Source organism: Pseudomonas sp. CFBP 13719, assembly GCF_014842095.1.
Taxonomy (GTDB): domain Bacteria; phylum Pseudomonadota; class Gammaproteobacteria; order Pseudomonadales; family Pseudomonadaceae; genus Aquipseudomonas.
On record NZ_JACYVB010000005.1, the window covers coordinates 154,361 to 174,119 of the forward strand.

The following is a 19,759-nucleotide window of genomic DNA, read 5'->3' on the forward strand; positions in this document are numbered from 1 at the left end:
GGTGCCAGTGGACATGAGGCCTGCTTGTTCACGCAGTGACTGCCTTTCATATGCCAGATAAAAGCCGATGGGGTAGAATGCTCGCCTTTCCCAACATCCCGATCCTTGAGGACCGCCATGTTCAGCCGTAGCCAGACACTCGCCAAGTACGATGCCGATCTCTTTGCCGCCATGGAGCAAGAAGCCCTGCGTCAGGAAGAGCACATCGAGCTGATCGCCTCGGAAAACTACACCAGCCCCGCTGTCATGGAAGCTCAGGGCTCGGTGCTGACCAACAAGTACGCCGAAGGCTATCCAGGCAAGCGTTACTACGGTGGCTGCGAGTACGTCGACGTGGTCGAGCAGCTGGCCATCGATCGCGCCAAGCAACTGTTCGGCGCCGACTATGCCAACGTCCAGCCGCACGCCGGCTCGCAAGCCAACAGCGCGGTCTACCTGGCCCTGCTGCAGGCGGGCGATACCATCCTGGGCATGAGCCTGGCCCACGGCGGTCACCTGACCCACGGCGCCAGCGTTTCGTCGTCGGGCAAGCTGTACAACGCCGTCCAGTACGGTATCGATGCCCAAGGCCTGATCGACTACGACGAAGTCGAGCGCCTGGCCGTCGAGCACAAGCCGAAGATGATCGTGGCCGGTTTCTCCGCCTACTCGCAGATCCTCGACTTCCCACGCTTCCGTGAGATCGCCGACAAGGTCGGTGCCTATCTGTTCGTCGATATGGCTCACGTGGCAGGCCTGGTTGCCGCTGGCGTGTACCCGAATCCGGTGCCGTTCGCCGATGTGGTCACCACTACCACCCATAAAACCTTGCGCGGTCCACGTGGTGGTTTGATCCTGGCGCGTGCCAACGCCGAGATCGAGAAGAAGCTCAACTCGGCAGTCTTCCCGGGCGCCCAGGGTGGCCCGCTGGAGCACGTCATCGCTGCCAAGGCCGTATGTTTCAAGGAAGCGCTGCAGCCTGAATTCAAGACCTACCAGCAGCAGGTCGTGAAGAACGCCAAGGCAATGGCCAAGGTGTTCATCGACCGTGGTTTCGACGTGGTGTCCGGTGGTACCGAGAACCATCTGTTCCTGCTGTCGCTGATCAAGCAGGACATTTCCGGCAAAGACGCCGATGCCGCGCTGGGCAAGGCATTCATCACCGTCAACAAGAACTCGGTGCCGAATGACCCACGCTCGCCGTTCGTCACCTCGGGCCTGCGCTTCGGTACGCCGGCAGTGACCACCCGTGGTTTCAAGGAAGCCGAGTGCCAGGAGCTGGCCGGCTGGATCTGCGACATTCTGGCGGACCTGAACAACGACACGGTGATCGAAGCCGTGCGCGAAAAGGTCAAGGCCATCTGCGCGAAGCTGCCGGTCTACGCCGCATAACATCCCCCGTAGCAGCGGCGCGAGCCGCGTCAGGCCTTTTTGCGGTGCTTCAGGTGGACCGTATGTACCGCCGACGCGGCTTGCGCCGCTGCTACAGGGACCGTATTTTTCTTGTAGCAGCGGCGCGAGCCGCGTCCGGCCTCTCTGCGGTGCTTCAGGTGGACCGCATATACCGCCGAATCACCTCCCCTGTAGCAGCGGCGCGAGCCGCGTCAGGCATCAGAGGGTTTCGAATCCGGCGCGGATCTTGGCTTCGGGTAGGTCATCGGCGATGAACACCATCACGCTTTCGCGCACCTCCCCCTCGGCCCATTCGGTGTCCCAATCGAACCCGTAGAGTTTCAGCACGCCTTGAAATACCAGGCGTCGATCTTCCCCTGCGATATTCAAAACGCCCTTGTAGCGCAACAGTTGCTTGCCGTGCTCTTCCAGCAGTTCATTCATGAAGGTGCTGAGCCGGTCGATGTCCAGCGGCTTGTCGGTGCGCAGCACCAGGCTGGCGATGCGGTCGACGCTGGGACCCTGGTTGACCGGGCGCAACGCCAGGCCTGCATTGAGATTGAAGCCCCGCACATCGAGCAGTTCCGCTAAATCGATACGGCCGTGTTCGACCACTCGAATCGGTGCCCGACGGTTGATGCGGGTCAGGCGCTCGCTCAGTTCTTCCAGCACCGTTGCTGGCACCAGATCGGTCTTGCTGATCAACAGGCGATCGGCGAACCCGACCTGCGCCTGGGCGATGGTCTGGGCCAGATGAATGCCAGCATGAGCAGCGTCCACCAAGGTCAGGATGCCGTCCAGGATGTAGCGCTCGCGCAGCTCCTCATCAATGAAAAAAGTCTGGGCGACAGGTGCCGGGTCGGCCAGGCCCGTGCACTCGATCACCAGTCGGTCGAAGGCGATCTCGCCGCTGTCCAGGCGTTCGAGCAACAGGTACAGCGCCTTGGTCAGGTCGGTGTGGATGGTGCAGCAGACGCAGCCGTTGGCCAGCGTCATGATTTGCACCGGCTCGTCGCCCAGCAGCTGGGTGTCGATGCCGGCGTCGCTGAATTCGTTCTCGATCACGGCGATTTTCAGGCCGTGTTCGGCCTTGAGCATGTGGCGCAGCAAGGTGGTCTTGCCGGCACCGAGAAAGCCGCTGAGGATGGTGACGGGAATCGGGGGTGCGGCTTCGGACAAGTTCATGAACTCCAGGAGTTTCTAAATGCAAATGGCCTCTTCGCGGCCACTGGCCGCTCCTACAGGGATAATCGATCACTTGTAGGAGCGGCCAGTGGCCGCGAAAGGGCCATCACTCACGACACATCTCTACGAGATGGCATGCCTCAACAACACTTGGGCCCACCCTTGCCGCCGTACCTGGCTTCCTGGCGTTCTCGGAAGAACGCCTCATAGTCCATCATCGGCTTGTCCGGGTGCTTGGTCTGCATGTGCTCGACGTAGTTGTCGTAGTCCGGCATGCCCACCATCAGGCGTGCCGCCTGTCCCAGGTATTTTCCCAACTTGCTCAGGTCATTGAACATGGTGGCAGCCCTCGATCATCACGCATTGGGGAACGGCTGGAACGGTGCTTCCTTGTCGGTACGTTCCTTCTTGCCCCAGGCGGCGACGCCGACCTTCAAGGCGAAGAACAGGATGCTGAAGACCACCAGCAGGAACAGTACGGTCAGGGTTGCGTTGGTGTAGGCATTGAAGATCACGTGTTGCATCTGCTCGACGCTCTTGGCCGGTGCGATGACCTGGCCCTGGGCCAACGCGTCGCTGTACTTCTTGGCCAGCGCGAGGAAGCCGACTGCGGGGTTGGCGTCGAACAGCTTGATGAAGCCTGCAGTGGTGGTGCAGATCAGCAGCCACACGGCCGGCAACATGGTGACCCAGATATAGCGCTGACGCTTCATCTTGATCAGCACGACGGTGGCGAGCATCAGGGCAATACCGGCCAGCATCTGGTTGGAGATGCCGAACAGCGGCCACAGGGTATTGATACCACCCAGCGGATCGATCACACCCTGGTACAGCAACCAGCCCCACAGGGCCACGCAACCGGCAGTGGCGATGACGTTGGCGGTCCACGACTCGGTGCGTTTGAGCGCCGGGACGAACGAGCCGAGCAGGTCCTGCAGCATGAAACGTCCGGCACGGGTGCCGGCGTCCACGGCGGTCAGGATGAACAACGCCTCGAACAGGATTGCAAAGTGGTACCAGAAAGCCATGGTGTTTTCGCCCGGCAGCACCGAGTGCAGGATCTGCGCGATACCCACGGCCAACGTCGGTGCACCGCCGGCACGCGCCAGGATGGTGGTTTCGCCGATGTCATGGGCCACCGCCTGCAACGCTTCCGGGGTAATGGCAAAGCCCCAGCTGCTGACCGCCGTTGCCACTGCCACCACGTCGGTACCGACCACTGCGGCCGGGCTGTTCATGGCGAAGTAGACGCCCGGTTCGATGACCGAAGCGGCAACCATGGCCATGATCGCCACGAACGATTCCATCAACATGGCACCGTAGCCGATGTAGCGGGCGTTGGTTTCGTTGTCCAGCAGCTTGGGCGTGGTGCCCGAGGAGATCAGCGCATGGAAACCGGACACTGCGCCGCAGGCGATGGTGATGAACAGGAACGGGAACAGACCGCCCTTCCATACCGGGCCGGTGCCGTCGGTGAACTGGGTCAGCGCGGGCATCTTCAGTTCAGGCATGGTCACCAGGATGCCGATGGCAAGGGCGATGATGGTACCGATCTTGAGGAAGGTGGAGAGGTAGTCGCGCGGTGCCAGGATCAGCCACACGGGCAGCACGGCAGCGACGAAGCCATAGCCCACCAACATCCAGGTGATCTGAATGCCGGTGAAGGTGAAGGCCTTGGCCCAGACCGGGTCGGCCGCCACCTGGCCACCCAGCCAGATCGAGAGCAACAGCAGGAACACGCCGATGATGGAGATTTCACCGATGCGGCCCGGGCGGATGTAGCGCATGTACACGCCCATGAACATCGCGATGGGGATGGTCGCCATGACTGTGAAGATGCCCCACGGGCTTTCGGCGAGTGCCTTGACCACGATCAGTGCCAGCACCGCGAGGATGATGATCATGATCAGGAAGCAACCGAACAGGGCAATGGTGCCGGGAATGCGGCCCATTTCCTCGCGCACCATGTCGCCCAGCGAACGGCCGTTGCGGCGCGTGGACAGGAACAGCACCATGAAGTCCTGCACTGCGCCGGCCAGGACCACGCCAGCAATCAGCCACAGCGTGCCGGGCAAATAGCCCATCTGCGCAGCGAGCACCGGCCCGACCAGAGGGCCAGCACCGGCAATGGCTGCGAAGTGGTGACCGAAAAGAATGTGCTTGTTGGTCGGTACGTAGTCCAGACCGTCGTTGTTGAGCACTGCGGGTGTGGCCCGGCGCGGGTCGAGCTGCATGACGTGGTTGGCAATGAACAGGCTGTAGTAGCGGTAGGCAACCAGGTAGATGGCCACTGCCGCGACGACGATCCATAACGCATTGATTGCTTCACCGCGGCGAAGTGCAACGACGCCCAGGGCACAGGCACCAATGATCGCCACGATCAGCCACGGAACGTGGCGGAACGCACTGCTATTATTCTTCATATTATTGTTTCCAGCTCAGTGGATGAGTGTCAGCCTTACCGAGTCTAGCGATTTTTTGCCCGATGGCCATCCCCACGTTGGTCTAGAGCGGTGCGGGGCGCAAGGTCGGGGCGCGGCGGAACACTCACCCCCTGCATGGGTCGCAATAAAGGTGTCCCAAGCGAGTCGACCCATGCCCAAGCCACCTGTCCAAGCCGCCCTGCCCCCACCACTGCTGTATCTGGCGTTCATCGCCGTGGCCATGGCCTTGAGCTATGCACTGCCTGTTGGGCTACCGGTCAACAGTTGGACCGCCGCCACGGCGGCGGCGTTGATCATCCTCGGCCAGAGCCTTTCCTTCTGGGCCATGCTGCGTTTCAAACGACAGCGCACGGCAACCAGCAATTTCGACGCACCCCATGAATTGCTGCGCGACGGGCCGTTCGCGCTGTCGCGCAACCCGATCAATCTGGGTGACACCCTGGCCTACGTGGCGCTGTCGTTGCTGATGGGCAGCCTATGGCCGTGGCTGTTGCTTCCGGTGTTGTTGTACCTGATGAACTGGCTGGTGATCCGGCCCGACGAAATTCAGCTGGAAGGGCTGTTTGGTGAGACTTATCGCCAGTATTGTCGACGGGTTCGCCGCTGGCTTTGAGTCTCTGCGCTATAGTCCAGCAAAACTCGAGGACCCGATCATGACGCAAACCCATACCGAACGCCGGCGCTTCAAGCGCATCGCCTTCGATGCCAAGACCGAGTTGCGCCAAGGCACCGAGCGCTGGCCGGTGAAGCTGCTCGATCTGTCGTTGAAGGGGCTGCTGATTGAAAAGCCGTCGCCCTGGCTGGGCGATGCCGGCAAACCCTTCAATGTGGATGTGAAGCTGGGGCCGCAGGAAGATGTGGTGATGGAGGTCAAGCTGGCCCATGACGATAATGGTCAACTGGGTTTCGTGTGCACCCATATCGGTCTGGAGTCGATCAGCCATCTGCGTCGTCTGATCGAGCTCAACCTGGGTGACTCCGAGGAGCTGGAGCGGGAGTTGGGGGCTTTGCTGGACGTTTGAGGACGACAGCGGGGCCTTCGCGGCCGATGACCGCTCCTACGGCGAGTATTGCTACACCAAGTGAGCCGGCAGCCCCCACTGGGCGGGGTCGAAGCCGAGCAGGCTTTGCAGACGATCGTCGGCGTGGTGATAGCGCTCCGGCGCCATGGCGGCATCCGGTACGGCCACCGCGAACATCCCGGCGGCTTTGGCAGCGGTGACGCCGAAGGGCGAATCCTCGAACACCAGACAATCCTTGGGCTCTACCCCCAGACGCTTGGCCGCCACCAGAAAGATATCGGGGGCCGGTTTGGCCGCACCCACCTCTGGGTCATCGGCGGTGACAACCGTGTCGAACAGCGCAAACCACTCCTGATGCAGGGTGGTTTTCATCGCAAAGTGCCCACGAGACGAACTGGTACCCACGGCGATCGGAATGTTGTGCGCCTTCAGATGCCGCACCAGCGCCTCGGCGCCGGCCATCGCCTGCGCATGGGGAAAACGCTCGGCCATCAGCGGCGCACGCGCTTCGATGAATTCAGCGGGCGTCAGCGGCAAGCCCAATGTCTCGACGATATAGGTCGAGAGGTCATTGGCCCCCAGGCCGATGGTGTTCTGCTTGACGCTCCAGTCGAAGACCTTGCCGTAACGCTCGGCAATCATCTGCGTGACTTCGGTGTAGATGCCCTCGGTATTCAGCAACAAGCCATCCATGTCGAAGATGACGGCCTTGACGGGGCCCATGCCCGGCACTGCAGTGTTCATAGGGCGCGCTCCATGGTCGGTGTGAGGACCTCAGAGTACGGGGCGCGCCGGGGGTTGAGCAAGTTGGCGTGGCAGTGCCGGCGCCTATGCCGGGCGCCGGCACTGCGCCGGATCAAGGTACCGACAGCGTGCGAATCATCGACAAGGTCAGATACAGCCGCGGCGCGATGCTGCTCAGTTCGATGTATTCGTCGTCGGCATGCAACCCCGCCCCTACCACGCCCATGGTTTCCAGCACCGCAGGCTTGTCGCTGCCGGGCACGTAGGCATAGCCGGCATCGGTACCGAAGCGCATGGCGATCGGCTCGATGGATTTGTCGATTGCCGCATAGGCTTTCTGCGCCACCCCGGCCAGTTGCTCCGACCCGCTGTTCTTGGCCAGCGGCGGCCGACCTTTCTCCAGACGCAGACTGACCTGGGTGTCGTCGATCAATTGCTTGCGGATCAGACGCTGGCCTTGCGCAAGCACGCGGTCGGTTTCTTCGATGTCCGAATAGCGCATGTCCGCTTCGGCCGTCGCCAGGGCCGGAATGATGTTGCGCTTCTCGCCCGCCTTGGCCATGGTCCAGTTCACGGTGGTGCCCTTGTCGGGATCACCCAGGTCTTTGAGCTGGACCAACTGGTGGGCCAGTTCGGTGAGCGCATTGCGACCTTCTTCAGGCGCTGAGCCGGCGTGCGACGAGCGCCCTTTGACTTCCAGGATCAGGCCGTTGATGCCGTTGGTGGCAGTGGTCACTGCGTCCTTGTTCGGCGGCTCGTAGGAAAAGACGTAATCGTTCTGGGCAGCCAGTTCGGCGATGATTTTCTTCGAGCCGGCCGAGCCCATTTCCTCGTCCGGGTTGAAGAGCACGGTGAGCGTGCCGTAGCTGTCGAACCCTTGGGCCTTGAGCAGTTTCAACGCGTGCAGGATCATCGCCACGCCGCCCTTGGCATCGGCCACGCCGGGGCCATAGGCACGCGCCTCGTCGGTGCGGAACGGACGCTTGGCGGCGGTGCCCGGCAGGAATACCGTGTCGTAGTGGACCATGAGCAAAAAATTCTTGCTGCCGCTGCCCTTGAAGGTGCCGACGATGTTGTCGCCCACCGACGGCGTGGCCGGGGTGGTCTGGACCGTGGCGCCCAACTCCTTGAGGCGCTTGACCAGCAGCGCGCTGATCGTGGCCAGGCCTTTTTCCTGGCCGGTGCCGGTGTCTACCGAGACCAGTTCCTTGACCGTTTCCAGGTAGCTGGGTTGTTCGGCCTGGGCCTGTTTGTAGAGATCGGCGGCAGGCAGTTCGGCGGCCTGCGTCGACAGCGAGAACAGGCAGGCTGCAGCGATTGCGGTGACGCGTGAAGGTCTAACGGGCATAAGTCAGAAGCCTCGGACGGGTGCGGTTTTTGTAGGCAGGATTGGCCTCTTCGCGGGCAGAGACCCGCTCCCACAATGGAACAGCGGGAGCGTCTACGCCGATAGGGCAAGTCCTGACACCCAACAACCTTAGCCTACTGCGGCGTGCGCGCTACTCGAACAAGGCATCCAGCGCTTGTTCCAGACGCGTCACGGCAATGACCTGCAGGCCTGGCGGCGCTTCCTTGGGCGCGTTGGCCTTGGGCACGATGGCGCGCTTGAAGCCATGCTTGGCCGCTTCCTTGAGCCGCTCCTGGCCACTGGGAACCGGACGCACTTCGCCGGACAAGCCGACTTCGCCGAACACCAGCAGGTCGTGCGGCAGCGGACGGTTGCGCAGGCTGGACATGATTGCCGCAAGCAACGCCAGGTCGGAAGCGGTTTCCAGTACTTTCACGCCGCCGACCACGTTGAGGAACACGTCCTGGTCATGGGTAGGGATGCCGCCGTGCCGATGCAGCACTGCCAACAGCATGGCCAGGCGATTCTGGTCCAGACCCAGGGTGACCCGGCGCGGGTTGGACAGGTGGCTGTCGTCGACCAGCGCCTGCACTTCCACCAGCATGGGCCGGGTACCTTCCCACGTGGCCATGACCACACTGCCGGGGACTTCTTCCTGGGCACGGGTCAGAAAGATCGCCGACGGGTTGGAGACTTCTTTCAGGCCCTTGTCGGTCATGCCGAACACGCCCAGCTCGTTGATCGCGCCGAAGCGGTTCTTCACGGCCCGCAACAAGCGCAGGCGGCCATCGGATTCGCCTTCGAAGTACAGCACGGTATCGACCATGTGCTCGAGCACGCGGGGGCCGGCCAGGGCACCTTCCTTGGTCACGTGGCCAACCAGAAAGATGGCTGTGCCACTCTGTTTGGCATAACGCACCAGCAGCGCGGCGCTTTCGCGCACCTGCGACACGCCGCCGGGCGCGGACTGCAGGTTTTCGGTGAAGATAGTCTGGATCGAGTCGATCACCATGACCTTGGGCTGCTCGACCTTGGCGGTGGCGATGATGGTTTCGATGCAGGTCTCGGTCATGACCTTGAGTTTGTCCTGGGGCAGACCCAGGCGTCGCGCGCGCATGGCCACCTGTTGCTGCGATTCTTCGCCGGTGACGTACAGGGCGGGCATGCGCATGGCGATGTTGCACAGGGTCTGCAGCAGGATGGTGGATTTTCCGATGCCCGGATCGCCGCCGATCAGCACCACCGAGCCGTCGACCAGGCCGCCGCCGAGCACGCGGTCCAGTTCGGCCGATGCAGTCGAGAAGCGCGGGATCTCTTCGATGCTGACTTCGGCCAGGGTCTTGAGTTGCGCCTGCTGCCCTGTCCAGCCGGTGCGGCCACTGGGTGGTGCGGCAGCGCCGCTTTCGATGACGGTCTCCACCAGGGTGTTCCAGGCACCGCACTCGCCGCACTGGCCCGCCCATTTGGGAAACGTGGCACCGCACTCGGTGCAGCCGTACATGCGCTTTGCCTTGGCCATGAAAATTCCTGTTCGAAAAGTGCGTTCATGATAATCGAGCGCGCTGGAATAGTGGGCAAATCAAGCCCTTGCAGCGCTGAAAAGCGTCTAGTCTGTACTTTGACAAAACTTCTAGGGCGCAGTTGGGTCCCTTGCAGCAGGCATGAAAAATGAAGCATCTCGCTGATTTGGAATGCGTTGACCAACCTCATCTGTAATAAGGAATAACCTCATGAGCGTGCTAAGTGAATTCAAGGCCTTTGCGGTCAAAGGCAATGTAGTCGACATGGCCGTTGGTATCATAATCGGTGCAGCGTTCGGCAAGATCGTTTCATCCTTCGTTGGCGATGTGATCATGCCGCCGCTCGGGCTGTTGATCGGTGGTGTGGATTTCAGCGACCTGGCCATTACCCTGCGCGCCGCGGTTGGCGATGCGCCAGCGGTGGTGCTGGCGTATGGCAAGTTCATCCAGACGGTCATCGATTTCATCATCGTCGCGTTCGCCATCTTCATGGGCGTGAAGGCCATCAATCGCCTGCGTCACCAGGAAGAAAAGAAGCCAGCGGCGCCGGCTGCGCCAACCAAGGAAGAGCTGCTGCTGGGCGAAATCCGCGACCTGCTCAAGGAGCAGAACGGCAAGGGCACCGTGGTCACCACTGCGCCGACGCCCGGGCCGCAGATCTGATACCGCGGCGCGCCGTTCGCGGCCGATGACCGCTCCTACGGGTGGGCCGGGGTGGGCACTGATCCACTGTAGGAGCGGTCCGTGGCCGCGAAAGGTTGATGCGGTGGGTCAGGTATGACGCGGCGCGCCGTTCGCGGCCGATGACCGCTCCTACGGGTGGGCCGGGGTGGGCACTGATCCACTGTAGGAGCGGTCCGTGGCCGCTAAAGGTTGATGCGGTGAGTCAGGTATGACGCGGCGCGCCGTTCGCGGCCGATGACCGCTCCTGCGGGTGGGCCGGGGTGCGCACTGATCCACTGTAGGAGCGGTCCGTGGCCGCGAAAGGTTGATGCGGTGGGTCAGGTGGTGGAGCGATTGCTACCAGTAGTTTTCGACGGCGACCTGGCCGGGGCGGCGGCTCAGGCTGAGGTTCATGGCGCGGCCTTTGAGCAGTTGCCGGGTGTCGTCGATCATTTGTGGGTTGCCACAAATCATCACCCGTGAATGCTCTGGGGTCAGTTCCAGCCCTGCGGCCTTCTCCAGTTCGCCGCTCTGGATCAGGTCGGTGATGCGCCCGTGCAGAGCGCCGGGCAGCGTTTCTCGGGTCACGATCGGGATGAATTGCAGCTTGCCGGCGAACTCGGCCAAATAATCGCGTTGCTCAAGCCCAGCGATCAGCTCGCGATAGGCCAACTCCTGGCCTTGTCTGGCGCTGTACACCAGTTTGATCCGTTCGAATTTTTCCCACACGGGAAAATCCTGCAGGATCGAAACGAAGGGTGCCACGCCAGTGCCGGTTGCCAGCATCCACAGATCGCGACCATCGACGAAGCGGTCCAGGGTGAGGAATCCGGTGGCCATTTTCTCCACCAGCAGCTCGTCTCCCGGGCGTAGTCGGCTCAACTCGCTGGTGAACTCGCCACCCGGTACGACGATGGAGAAGAACTCAAGAAACTCGTCGTGGGGCGACGACACCATCGAATAGGCGCGCCACACCACAGTGCCGTCGGCCTTGGTCACACCCAGACGAGCGAACTGGCCGGCGACGAAGCGGAAGCCAGCATCGCGGGTGGTGCGCAGGGTGAACAGGCTGGGGGTCAGCGGCTGGACCTCGATGATGGTCTGGCGAGTGAATTTTTCTGCGCTGGCGGTCATGAGGCGCTCCGTTGTTCAAGTGCCGGCATTTTCCCGCAAACCGCCAAAGATAAACACCGTTGGTTTGTGTGACCACCGGTGAGCCATCTGCCTGCGAAGGTCGCACCGCAGTGAGTCTGATGCTGCGCGGTGAGCCCTTCGCGGGTAGAACCCGCTCCCACAGGGTGCTGCTGCGGTAGGGCTTTCGCGGCCGATGACCGCTCCTACAGGGATGACCGTTCCGGCCTGGGCACGCTGATCCACTGTGGGAGCGGTCTGTGGCCGCGAAGGGTTGATGCGGTGGGTCAGGCAGTATGAGCTAAAGCTTTCGCGGCCGATGACCGCGCCTACAGGCACGCGTGCGATCGGGTAGAATCGCGGCTTTATTGCCGCTTCCGTGCCCTTTGCCATGCCTGTACTGACCTCGCCCTTCGCTGAACTCGATCTGATCCGCCAGCCCGATCAACCCAACGAGCCGCTGCAGGCGTTCGATGCGGCGGACGAGTACCTGCTGGCCTACATGGCCGAGCACCCGCTGCCCGCCCAGGCGCGCGTGCTGATTCTCAACGACAGCTTCGGCGCTTTGGCCATCAGCCTGCAGAGCGTCGTGCAAGTGATCAGCAGCGGCGATTCGTTCCTCGGCGCGCTAGGGCTGGAAAAGAACCTCACGCGCAACGGCCTGCCATTCGACAGTGTCGAGCTCATCCCGGCCAGCACCGATGTGCAAGGTCCGTTCGACCGTGTACTGGTGCGCGTGCCCAAGACCCTTGCCCTGCTCGAAGAGCAACTCATCCGCCTGCACGGCCATCTGGCACCCTGCGCCGAGGTGGTGGCCGCCGGCATGGTCAAGCACCTGCCTCACGCCGCCGGCGACCTGCTGGAAAAATACATCGGCACGATGCGACCTTCATTGGCCGTCAAGAAGGCCAGGCTGTTGATCGCTACCCATGAAGAAAAACCCGCACAGGCATCGCCCTACCCTACCCGCTATGTGCTGGACGAACCTGCGCTGACGCTGCTCAACCACGCCAACGTGTTCTGCCGCGAGGGCCTGGACATCGGCACTCGCGCATTCCTCCCGCACCTGCCGCGCAACCTGGGCTCGGCGCGCGTGGCCGACCTGGGCTGCGGCAACGGCGTGCTGGCCATCGCCAGCGCCCTGGCCAACCCGGAGGCGCACTACACGCTGGTCGATGAATCGTTCATGGCCGTGCAATCGGCGCGGGAGAACTGGCAAGCAGCCCTGAGCAGCCGTGAGGTCGAGGTTCGCGCCGGCGATGGCCTGGCGGGCCAGGCACCGCAGTCGCTGGACGTGGTGTTGTGCAATCCGCCGTTCCATCAGCAGCAAGTGGTAGGCGATTTCCTGGCGTGGCGGATGTTCCAGCAAGCACGCGAAGCCTTGGTTACCGGCGGCGACCTGTACATCGTCGGCAATCGCCACCTGGGCTATCACAGCAAACTGGCGCGCCTGTTCCGGGCCGTCGAACAGGTCGCGTCCACGCCCAAGTTCGTGGTGCTGCGCGCACGCAAGTAAGCGCACTGCACAGGCACTCAGATGCCCTCAGGCAAAAAAAAGCCCTCCGCAAGGAGGGCTGTAAAATGAGCACTGCCAGAGCAGCACTGATGGGATTCAATGGGATTTCATCCCCGCCGCCGTCATGAACAGGCGGATCAACATGGCAAACAAGCCCAGCGCGACGACGCTGCCGGCATAGATCACCACCAGCCAGCCCAGGCGTTTCCACAAAGGCTTTTTCTCTTCGCTGTGCGTAACGATCGGTTTCTCGCTCATGCTTCTACTCCTGCCCGACCCAGGCCTTGCAGCCTGGGCAGCGGCGGTTGGACTAGTGGTAGCCGTCTTCGTGGGTAACCTTGCCGCGGAACACGTAGTAGCTCCAGAAGGTGTACACCAGGATGATCGGAATGATGAACAGCGTGCCCACCAGGATGAACCCCTGGCTCTGCGGCGGCGACGACGCGTCCCAGATCGAGATCGACGGCGGGATGATGTTCGGCCACAGGCTGATGCCCAGCCCGCTATAGCCCAGGAACACCAGCAGCAGGGTCAGCAGGAACGGCGTGTAGTGCGCGTTGCGCTTCACCGACCGCAGCAACCCGACGACCGTGGCCAGCACCAGGATCGGCACGGGCAGGAAGTAGAACAGGTTCGGCGTGCTGAACCAGCGCGTGGCGATGTCGTCATGGGCCAGCGGCGTCCAGATGCTGACGATACCGGTCACGATCAGTAGCCCGTAGGTCAGCGGCGGCGCCAGCTTGTGCATGGCCTGCTGCAGGCTGCCTTCGGTTTTCATGATCAACCAGGTGCAACCGAGCAACGCGTAGGCAACGATCAGTGCCAACCCGCAGAACAGGCTGAACGGCGTCAACCAGTCGAAGCCACCACCGGCATAGTTGCGGTCGACCACGGCAATGCCGTCGATGTACGCACCCAGTGCCACGCCCTGGAAGAACGTAGCCGCCAGCGAGCCGCCAATGAACGCCTTGTCCCAGACATGGCGCTTGGCCGCAGTAGCCTTGAAGCGGAACTCGAACGCCACGCCACGAAAGATCAGGCCCATCAGCATCAGGATCAGCGGCAGGTACAGCGCCGACAACACCACCGAGTAGGCCAGCGGGAAGGCGCCGAACAACGCCGCACCGCCCAGCACCAGCCAGGTTTCGTTGCCGTCCCAGACCGGCGCCACGGTATTCATCATGACATCGCGGTCGCCTTCGTCCTGCATGAAGGGGAACAGGATGCCGATGCCCAGATCGAAGCCGTCCATGATCACGTACATCATGATGCCGAAGATGATGATCACGGCCCAGATGAACGGAAGGTCGATACCCATGCTTAGTGCCCCTTGCTCAAGGTGTCGGTGTGGCCTTCTTCGGTGCCTTCATGGGCAGCCGAAAGAGGACGTGCAGGCGTGCGCTGGGTACCAGGGCCACCGGTGTTGATCTTGTCTTCGTGCGCCTTGGGACCCTTGCGCACCAGGCGCATCATGTAGCCCAGGCCCACGCCGAACAGCGCGAAATACACCACGACGAACATCACCAGGGTGAAGGTCATTTGGCCGATGCTGTGGTTGGAGGAGGCGTCGGCGGTGCGCATCAGGCCGTAGACCACCCACGGCTGACGGCCGATCTCGGTGGTGAACCAGCCCGCCAGGATCGCGATCAGGCCCGATGGCCCCATCCACAGCGTCAGGTAGAGGAACGGACGGCAGGTGAACAGCGCATCTTTCTTGCGCAGCCATACGCTCCACAGACCGACGAAGATCATCAGCATGCCCAGTCCGGCCATGACGCGGAACGACCAGAAGATGATGGTCGAGTTGGGCCGGTCTTCCTTGGCAAAGGACTTGAGCGCGGGTACCTGCTTGTCCAGGCTGTGGGTCAGGATCAGGCTACCCAGGTAGGGAATCTCGACGGCGAAACGGGTCTTCTCCGCTTCCATGTCGGGCCAGCCGAACAGGATCAGCGGGGTGGCCTCGTCACCCTTGTTTTCCCAGTGGCCTTCGATCGCGGCGATCTTGGCCGGCTGGTGCTCGAGCGTGTTCAAGCCGTGCATGTCACCCACGAAGGCCTGCACGGGCGCCACGATCAGCGCCATCCACATGGCCATGGAGAACATCCGGCGGATGGCCGGGGTGTTGCGACCGCGCAGCAGGTGCCAGGCCGCCGAGGCGCCGACGAAGAACGCCGTGGCCACGAATGCGGCAATGGACATGTGCACGAGGCGATACGGGAACGAGGGGTTGAAGATGACCGCGAACCAGTCGACCGGAATCACCCGGCCGTCGATGATCGCATGGCCCTGGGGGGTCTGCATCCAGCTGTTGGACGCAAGAATCCAGAACGTGGAAATCAGCGTGCCGATTGCCACCATTATCGTCGAGAAGAAGTGCAGGCCACGGCCCACGCGGTTCCAGCCGAACAGCATGACACCCAGGAAGCCCGCTTCCAGAAAGAACGCAGTGAGTACTTCGTAGGTCAGCAACGGCCCGGTGACGGCACCGGCGAAGTCGGAGAAGCGGCTCCAGTTGGTGCCGAACTGGTAGGCCATCACCAGACCGGACACAACGCCCATGCCGAAGTTGACTGCGAATATCTTCGACCAGAAGTGATACAGATCGCGGTAGGTGTCGTCACGGGTTTTCAGCCACATGCCTTCGAGCACAGCCAGATAGCTGGCCAGACCGATGGTGATGGCGGGAAACAGAATGTGGAACGAGACCGTAAACGCAAACTGCATTCGGGCGAGATCGATTGCCTCTAAACCGAACATGGGGCTTCCTCTATCAGGTGAACCGGCGCAGGCGGGCGGCCCATGCCAGCGGCCCCTGCGAGGGGAGCGCGGTCTGATGACTTCGTTCTAGTGGAGTCCACGTCGCAGGGATTGTGGCCGTTTGGCCGCCATGCCGCGCCAGACGAGGCGTTGACATGGATGAAGACACCTTCAAAGAGTAGCCTTGTTTGCAGCCTTGGCCCGTGTGGTTTAGTGCCGCACGACCAGATGTCGCACCCGGTTTACTTTCCTCTGGTATGGGCTTTGAAGAGGCTATCTGTTACCCAAAAAGGCCCGACAGGTACCGCGCAGGCACCTGCCGGGCCAGGTTCCTCAGAGCACCTTGTCCAGCGTGATGGGAAACTCGCGAACACGCTTGCCGGTAGCGTGGTAGATGGCGTTGGCCACTGCAGCGGCAACCCCGACGATACCGATTTCGCCGACGCCTTTGGAACCCAGGGCGTTGACGATGTCGTCAGGCTCGTCGACGAAGATCACTTCGATGTCGTTGATGTCCGCGTTCACTGGAATGTGATACTCGGCCAGGCTGTGGTTCATGAACCGGCCCAGGTTATGGTCGGTCTGGGTCTCTTCCTGCAGCGCCATGCCCAGGCCCCAGACCACCCCGCCGAGAATCTGGCTGCGGGCCATTTTCGGATTGACCACGCGACCGGCGGCCACGGCGCTGACCACACGGGTCACGCGGATGGTGCCAAGGTCTTCGTCGACCTCCACTTCAACGAACACCGCCGAATGCGTAGCCGTGGCATAGCCTTCGCGCTTCTTGTCCGGCTTGGCGTCGACCTGCGCCTCGAAAGTGTCCGAGCCGTCGATGCTGGCCAGGTTCGCCAGCGACAAATGGTGGCCAGGGCAACGCAGTTCGCCGTTCTCGACGAACACCTGGGTAGGATCGGCGTCGGCAAACGCCGGCTGCACCTGGCTGGCCGCGTGGATCAACTTGGCCTTGAGTGCCTCGCAGGCCTGCTGCACAGCCGTGCCTACCGAAGACACGGTGAACGAGCCACCCTGCAGCGGCGCCGTAGGCAGCGACGAGTCGCCCAGCTTGAACTCCACGTCCTGCGCGGCGACGCCGGCCGCCGCAGCGGCAATCTGGGTCATCACGGTATAGGTACCAGTGCCGATGTCGGTGGTCGCACTGCTCACCACCAGCTTGCCTTGCTTGTCCAGCCTGGCCTTGGCGCTGGCCGGCATCTGCATGGCTTCCCAGACCCCACCGGCCATGCCCATGCCCACCAGTTGGTTATCGCGGCGCATGCTGCGCGGCTCGACCTTGCGCTGGCTCCAGCCGAAGCGTTCGGCACCCTGCTGATAGCAGGCCTTGAGCTCTTTGCTGGAATACGGCTTGCCTTCGTTCTGATTGGTGTCGGAGAAGTTGACCAGGCGCAGCTGGACCGGGTCGATTTTGGCCGCCACGGCCAACTCGTCCATCGCGCACTCCAGGCCGATCATGCCCAGGGCCGCACCCGGCGCCCGCATGTCCAGCGGCGTGAACACGTCCAGCGGCACCAGGTTGTAGGTCAGTTTGACGTGGTCACAGTGGTAGAGCATGCCGCTCCATTCCACGACATGTTCCGAGAAGTCTTCGAAGCGCGAGGTCTGCCCGGTCGCGGTGTGACCGACCGCCTGCAGCTTGCCATCGGCACTGCAGGCCAGCTGCAGTTGCTGCACGGTGCGTGGGCGGTAGCCAAAGGTGAACATCTGCTGACGGGTCAAGGTGACGCGCACCGAGCGCTTGAGGTGCAGGGCCGCCATGACGGCCAAAGGCAGCTGATACTGCGGACGCAGGCCAGAACCGAAGGCACCGCCGACAAAGGCGGCCATGACGCGGATCCGCTCCTTGTCCATGCCGAACACGTTGGACAGGTAGGTCTGGCAGTTCTGCGTGCTCTGGGTCTTGTCGTGGATGACCAGGCTACCATCGGCCTGGTAGAGCGCGGTGCTGGCGTGCGGCTCCATCGGGTTGTGGTGCTCGACCGGCGTGTCGTAGGTCGCGTCGACGGTGATCGGCGCAGCTGCGAATTGCCCGGCGAAATCGCCACGTGGCTCGGGCAGCTCGGCGGGTGCCGGCTTGGCGGCGGACAGCTGGGCGCGCAGGTCGGTCTGGTGGGATTCCTGGGCGTACTCGATGTGCACCAGCGAGCCTGCATGGCGGGCCAGTTCCAGGTTTTCCGCGACGACCAAGGCCAGGGGTTGACCACTGTAGAGCACGTTGTCGTTGTACAGCGGACGAAACGGCGAGCCATCGGCGGAGTCGTCGTCTTCGTATTTTTCGTCGTAGCTGGCCAGTTTCGGCCGGTTGGTGTGGTCGATCACGGCCACCACACCGGGCAGCGCCAGCGCTTTGGAAGCGTCGATGGAAACCACTCGACCATTGGCGATGGTGCTGGAGACAACGCTGCCGAACAGCAGGCCGTCTTCCGGGAACTCGCCGGCATAGCGCGCTTGACCCGTCACTTTGAGCAGACCCTCGACGCGGTCCATGGGTTGGCCAAGTGTGCTCATGGCTGCATCTCCCCTTTTGCGGCATCGCTCAGGGCACGGACTATCGCGCGGCGGGCCAGCTTGATCTTGAAGGTGTTGTGTTGCAGGCCGCGAGCGTCCTGCAGCAACAGGTCGGCGGCTTTGCCAAAGGTTTCGGCTGTGGCGGGCTGGCCGATCAGCAGGCGTTCCACCGCCTCGTCGCGCCATGGCTTGTGAGCAACCCCGCCCAGCGCCAGGCGGGCGTCGCGGATGGTCTCGCCGTCGAGTTCCAGAGCGGCCGCGACCGAGACCAGTGCGAACGCATAGGACGCCCGATCGCGAATCTTCAGATACTGGCTGTGCGCGGTGAAGCCGGCGGCAGGCAATTCCACTGCGGTAATCAGCTCGTCATCGGCCAATTGGTTGTCGCGCTCGGGGGCGTCGGCAGGCAGGCGATGAAAGTCGGCGAACTCGATGGTGCGTGCGCCGTTCGGGCCTTGTACATGAACCACGGCAGCCAGGGCCGCCAAGGCCACACACATATCCGAAGGATGGGTGGCCACGCATTGCTCGCTGGCGCCGAGAATGGCGTGAATGCGATTCAGGCCGTCCTTGGCCGGGCAGCCGGTGCCAGGCTCGCGCTTGTTGCACGGCATCTTCGAATCATAGAAGTAGTAGCAACGCGTGCGTTGCAGCAGGTTGCCACCGGTGCTGGCCATGTTGCGCAGCTGCGGCGATGCGCCCGCCAGAATCGCCTGGCTGAGCAATGGGTAACGCTGCTCGATCAACGGATGCCAGGCCAGGTCGGCATTGCTCACCAATGCGCCGATGCGCACGCCGCCGTCGGTGGTCTCCTCGACTTCACGCAGAGGCAGCCCGGTGATGTCGATGAGCTGCTCGGGCTGCAGGACGTTTTCTTTCATCAGGTCGAGCAGGTTGGTGCCACCGGCGATGAAGCGCGAGTGCGGGCCAGCCAGGCGTACGGCTTCATCGACGCCTGCAGGCTTGGCGTAGGTAAACGGATTCATGAGCGCTCGCCCCCCTGCACTTCGACCACTTCTTCGATGGCCGCGCGAATGTTGCTGTAGGCGCCGCAGCGGCACAGGTTGCCACTCATCAATTCCTTGATGTCGGCGCTGGATTCGGCACGGCCTTCGTTGATCAGGCCGACGGCGGAGCAGATCTGCCCAGGCGTGCAGTAACCGCACTGGAAAGCGTCGTGCTTGATGAATGCGGCCTGGACCGGATGCAGTTGGTCACCCTGCGCCAACCCTTCGATGGTGGTCAGTTCGGCGCCATCGCACATCACCGCCAGGGTCAGGCAGGCATTGACCCGTTTGCCATTGAGCAGCACGGTGCAGGCACCGCACTGGCCGTGGTCGCAGCCTTTCTTGCTGCCGACCAGGTCGAGTTGTTCGCGCAACAGGTCCAGCAGAGTGGTCCAGGGCAGCACGTCGAGTTGACGTAATTGGCCATTGAGTTGCAGGGAGATGCTGTGGCTGGCGTACGGCTGCGCACCAGCGCTGGGAGAAAGCGTGCTCATCGGGTCGACCTCACGGTAATTCAGCTTGCTGCGC

At 62.5% G+C, this 19,759-nt stretch carries 18 protein-coding genes; 5 read left to right on the forward strand and 13 right to left on the reverse strand.

Going from position 1 to position 19,759, the window contains the following annotated elements:
- Positions 1–117 precede the first annotated feature (117 nt).
- On the forward strand, positions 118–1,371 hold the full coding sequence (gene glyA, locus IFT57_RS17125) for a serine hydroxymethyltransferase (protein WP_192152136.1): 1,254 nt from the start codon (positions 118–120) through the stop codon (positions 1,369–1,371).
- A 219-nt stretch (positions 1,372–1,590) separates the two neighbouring features.
- Here the strand turns inward: glyA and yjiA are convergent, their stop codons facing one another.
- From yjiA to IFT57_RS17140, 3 genes are all read right to left on the reverse strand, one after another.
- Positions 1,591–2,556, reverse strand: a complete 966-nt coding sequence (gene yjiA / locus IFT57_RS17130) for a GTPase (RefSeq protein ID WP_122715097.1) — start codon at positions 2,554–2,556, stop codon at positions 1,591–1,593.
- 140 nt (positions 2,557–2,696) lie between these two features.
- Positions 2,697–2,894, reverse strand: coding sequence for a YbdD/YjiX family protein (locus tag IFT57_RS17135; protein WP_043192786.1), 198 nt, complete (start codon positions 2,892–2,894; stop codon positions 2,697–2,699).
- Between the two features lie 18 nt (positions 2,895–2,912).
- Positions 2,913–4,979: a carbon starvation CstA family protein gene (locus IFT57_RS17140; RefSeq protein ID WP_122715096.1), complete on the reverse strand. Its 2,067-nt coding sequence runs from the start codon at positions 4,977–4,979 to the stop codon at positions 2,913–2,915.
- Between the two features lie 172 nt (positions 4,980–5,151).
- On the opposite strand from IFT57_RS17140, the gene IFT57_RS17145 reads away from it, so the two are divergent.
- The gene (locus IFT57_RS17145; RefSeq protein ID WP_192152137.1) at positions 5,152–5,613 is read left to right on the forward strand and encodes a methyltransferase family protein; all 462 of its coding nucleotides are present in this window, start codon (positions 5,152–5,154) and stop codon (positions 5,611–5,613) included.
- Between the two features lie 40 nt (positions 5,614–5,653).
- Positions 5,654–6,022, forward strand: a complete 369-nt coding sequence (locus IFT57_RS17150; RefSeq protein ID WP_192152138.1) for a PilZ domain-containing protein — start codon at positions 5,654–5,656, stop codon at positions 6,020–6,022.
- Between the two features lie 51 nt (positions 6,023–6,073).
- Here IFT57_RS17150 and IFT57_RS17155 read toward each other — a convergent pair whose 3' ends face one another.
- The 3 genes from IFT57_RS17155 to radA form a co-directional block, all read right to left on the reverse strand.
- Entirely contained in the window at positions 6,074–6,766 is a 693-nt protein-coding gene (locus tag IFT57_RS17155; RefSeq protein ID WP_122715093.1) for an HAD-IA family hydrolase, read from the reverse strand.
- Between the two features lie 112 nt (positions 6,767–6,878).
- Positions 6,879–8,114, reverse strand: coding sequence for a M20/M25/M40 family metallo-hydrolase (locus tag IFT57_RS17160; RefSeq protein ID WP_192152139.1), 1,236 nt, complete (start codon positions 8,112–8,114; stop codon positions 6,879–6,881).
- A 151-nt stretch (positions 8,115–8,265) separates the two neighbouring features.
- Positions 8,266–9,633, reverse strand: a complete 1,368-nt coding sequence (gene radA, locus IFT57_RS17165) for a DNA repair protein RadA (RefSeq protein ID WP_122475371.1) — start codon at positions 9,631–9,633, stop codon at positions 8,266–8,268.
- 211 nt (positions 9,634–9,844) lie between these two features.
- On the opposite strand from radA, the gene mscL reads away from it, so the two are divergent.
- Positions 9,845–10,297 carry a large-conductance mechanosensitive channel protein MscL gene (gene mscL, locus IFT57_RS17170; RefSeq protein ID WP_122475373.1) on the forward strand — a complete coding sequence of 151 codons (453 nt, stop codon included), beginning with the start codon at positions 9,845–9,847 and terminating at the stop codon, positions 10,295–10,297.
- A gap of 357 nt (positions 10,298–10,654) precedes the next feature.
- Here mscL and IFT57_RS17175 read toward each other — a convergent pair whose 3' ends face one another.
- A complete protein-coding gene (locus IFT57_RS17175) occupies positions 10,655–11,431 on the reverse strand; it encodes a ferredoxin--NADP reductase (protein WP_122715090.1) in 777 nt (258 codons plus the stop codon).
- 388 nt (positions 11,432–11,819) lie between these two features.
- Between IFT57_RS17175 and IFT57_RS17180 the strand changes: the two genes are divergently transcribed.
- The gene (locus IFT57_RS17180; RefSeq protein WP_192152140.1) at positions 11,820–12,944 is read left to right on the forward strand and encodes a methyltransferase; all 1,125 of its coding nucleotides are present in this window, start codon (positions 11,820–11,822) and stop codon (positions 12,942–12,944) included.
- A gap of 96 nt (positions 12,945–13,040) precedes the next feature.
- Here IFT57_RS17180 and IFT57_RS17185 read toward each other — a convergent pair whose 3' ends face one another.
- From IFT57_RS17185 to IFT57_RS17210, 6 genes are all read right to left on the reverse strand, one after another.
- On the reverse strand, positions 13,041–13,202 hold the full coding sequence (locus tag IFT57_RS17185) for a DUF2474 domain-containing protein (RefSeq protein ID WP_082223659.1): 162 nt from the start codon (positions 13,200–13,202) through the stop codon (positions 13,041–13,043).
- Positions 13,203–13,254: 52 nt separating this feature from the next.
- On the reverse strand, positions 13,255–14,262 hold the full coding sequence (gene cydB / locus IFT57_RS17190) for a cytochrome d ubiquinol oxidase subunit II (protein ID WP_122475377.1): 1,008 nt from the start codon (positions 14,260–14,262) through the stop codon (positions 13,255–13,257).
- Between the two features lie 2 nt (positions 14,263–14,264).
- Complete coding sequence (locus IFT57_RS17195; RefSeq protein WP_122475379.1) at positions 14,265–15,701, reverse strand: cytochrome ubiquinol oxidase subunit I; 1,437 nt, start codon at positions 15,699–15,701, stop codon at positions 14,265–14,267.
- A 333-nt stretch (positions 15,702–16,034) separates the two neighbouring features.
- Complete coding sequence (locus IFT57_RS17200) at positions 16,035–18,224, reverse strand: xanthine dehydrogenase family protein molybdopterin-binding subunit (RefSeq protein ID WP_192152141.1); 2,190 nt, start codon at positions 18,222–18,224, stop codon at positions 16,035–16,037.
- Complete coding sequence (locus IFT57_RS17205) at positions 18,221–19,210, reverse strand: FAD binding domain-containing protein (RefSeq protein WP_192152142.1); 990 nt, start codon at positions 19,208–19,210, stop codon at positions 18,221–18,223. Before IFT57_RS17205 ends, IFT57_RS17200 begins: the two co-directional genes overlap by 4 nt.
- The gene (locus IFT57_RS17210) at positions 19,207–19,725 is read right to left on the reverse strand and encodes a (2Fe-2S)-binding protein (RefSeq protein ID WP_192152230.1); all 519 of its coding nucleotides are present in this window, start codon (positions 19,723–19,725) and stop codon (positions 19,207–19,209) included. The genes IFT57_RS17205 and IFT57_RS17210 overlap by 4 nt, the downstream gene beginning before the upstream one ends.
- Between the last annotated feature and the right edge of the window lie 34 nt (positions 19,726–19,759).

Excerpts from the sequence above, each read along its gene's own strand:
- yjiA (WP_122715097.1), bottom strand. The coding sequence starts at position 2,556 with ATGAACTTGTCCGAAGCCGCACCCCCGATTCCCGTCACCATCCTCAGC.
- IFT57_RS17200 (WP_192152141.1), bottom strand. The coding sequence starts at position 18,224 with ATGAGCACACTTGGCCAACCCATGGACCGCGTCGAGGGTCTGCTCAAA.
- IFT57_RS17175 (WP_122715090.1), bottom strand. The coding sequence starts at position 11,431 with ATGACCGCCAGCGCAGAAAAATTCACTCGCCAGACCATCATCGAGGTC.
- IFT57_RS17145 (WP_192152137.1), top strand. The coding sequence starts at position 5,152 with ATGCCCAAGCCACCTGTCCAAGCCGCCCTGCCCCCACCACTGCTGTAT.
- IFT57_RS17180 (WP_192152140.1), top strand. The coding sequence starts at position 11,820 with ATGCCTGTACTGACCTCGCCCTTCGCTGAACTCGATCTGATCCGCCAG.
- IFT57_RS17185 (WP_082223659.1), bottom strand. The coding sequence starts at position 13,202 with ATGAGCGAGAAACCGATCGTTACGCACAGCGAAGAGAAAAAGCCTTTG.
- IFT57_RS17205 (WP_192152142.1), bottom strand. The coding sequence starts at position 19,210 with ATGAATCCGTTTACCTACGCCAAGCCTGCAGGCGTCGATGAAGCCGTA.
- radA (WP_122475371.1), bottom strand. The coding sequence starts at position 9,633 with ATGGCCAAGGCAAAGCGCATGTACGGCTGCACCGAGTGCGGTGCCACG.
- glyA (WP_192152136.1), top strand. The coding sequence starts at position 118 with ATGTTCAGCCGTAGCCAGACACTCGCCAAGTACGATGCCGATCTCTTT.
- IFT57_RS17140 (WP_122715096.1), bottom strand. The coding sequence starts at position 4,979 with ATGAAGAATAATAGCAGTGCGTTCCGCCACGTTCCGTGGCTGATCGTG.
- mscL (WP_122475373.1), top strand. The coding sequence starts at position 9,845 with ATGAGCGTGCTAAGTGAATTCAAGGCCTTTGCGGTCAAAGGCAATGTA.
- cydB (WP_122475377.1), bottom strand. The coding sequence starts at position 14,262 with ATGGGTATCGACCTTCCGTTCATCTGGGCCGTGATCATCATCTTCGGC.
- IFT57_RS17210 (WP_192152230.1), bottom strand. The coding sequence starts at position 19,725 with ATGAGCACGCTTTCTCCCAGCGCTGGTGCGCAGCCGTACGCCAGCCAC.
- IFT57_RS17160 (WP_192152139.1), bottom strand. The coding sequence starts at position 8,114 with ATGCCCGTTAGACCTTCACGCGTCACCGCAATCGCTGCAGCCTGCCTG.
- IFT57_RS17155 (WP_122715093.1), bottom strand. The coding sequence starts at position 6,766 with ATGAACACTGCAGTGCCGGGCATGGGCCCCGTCAAGGCCGTCATCTTC.
- IFT57_RS17195 (WP_122475379.1), bottom strand. The coding sequence starts at position 15,701 with ATGTTCGGTTTAGAGGCAATCGATCTCGCCCGAATGCAGTTTGCGTTT.
- IFT57_RS17135 (WP_043192786.1), bottom strand. The coding sequence starts at position 2,894 with ATGTTCAATGACCTGAGCAAGTTGGGAAAATACCTGGGACAGGCGGCA.
- IFT57_RS17150 (WP_192152138.1), top strand. The coding sequence starts at position 5,654 with ATGACGCAAACCCATACCGAACGCCGGCGCTTCAAGCGCATCGCCTTC.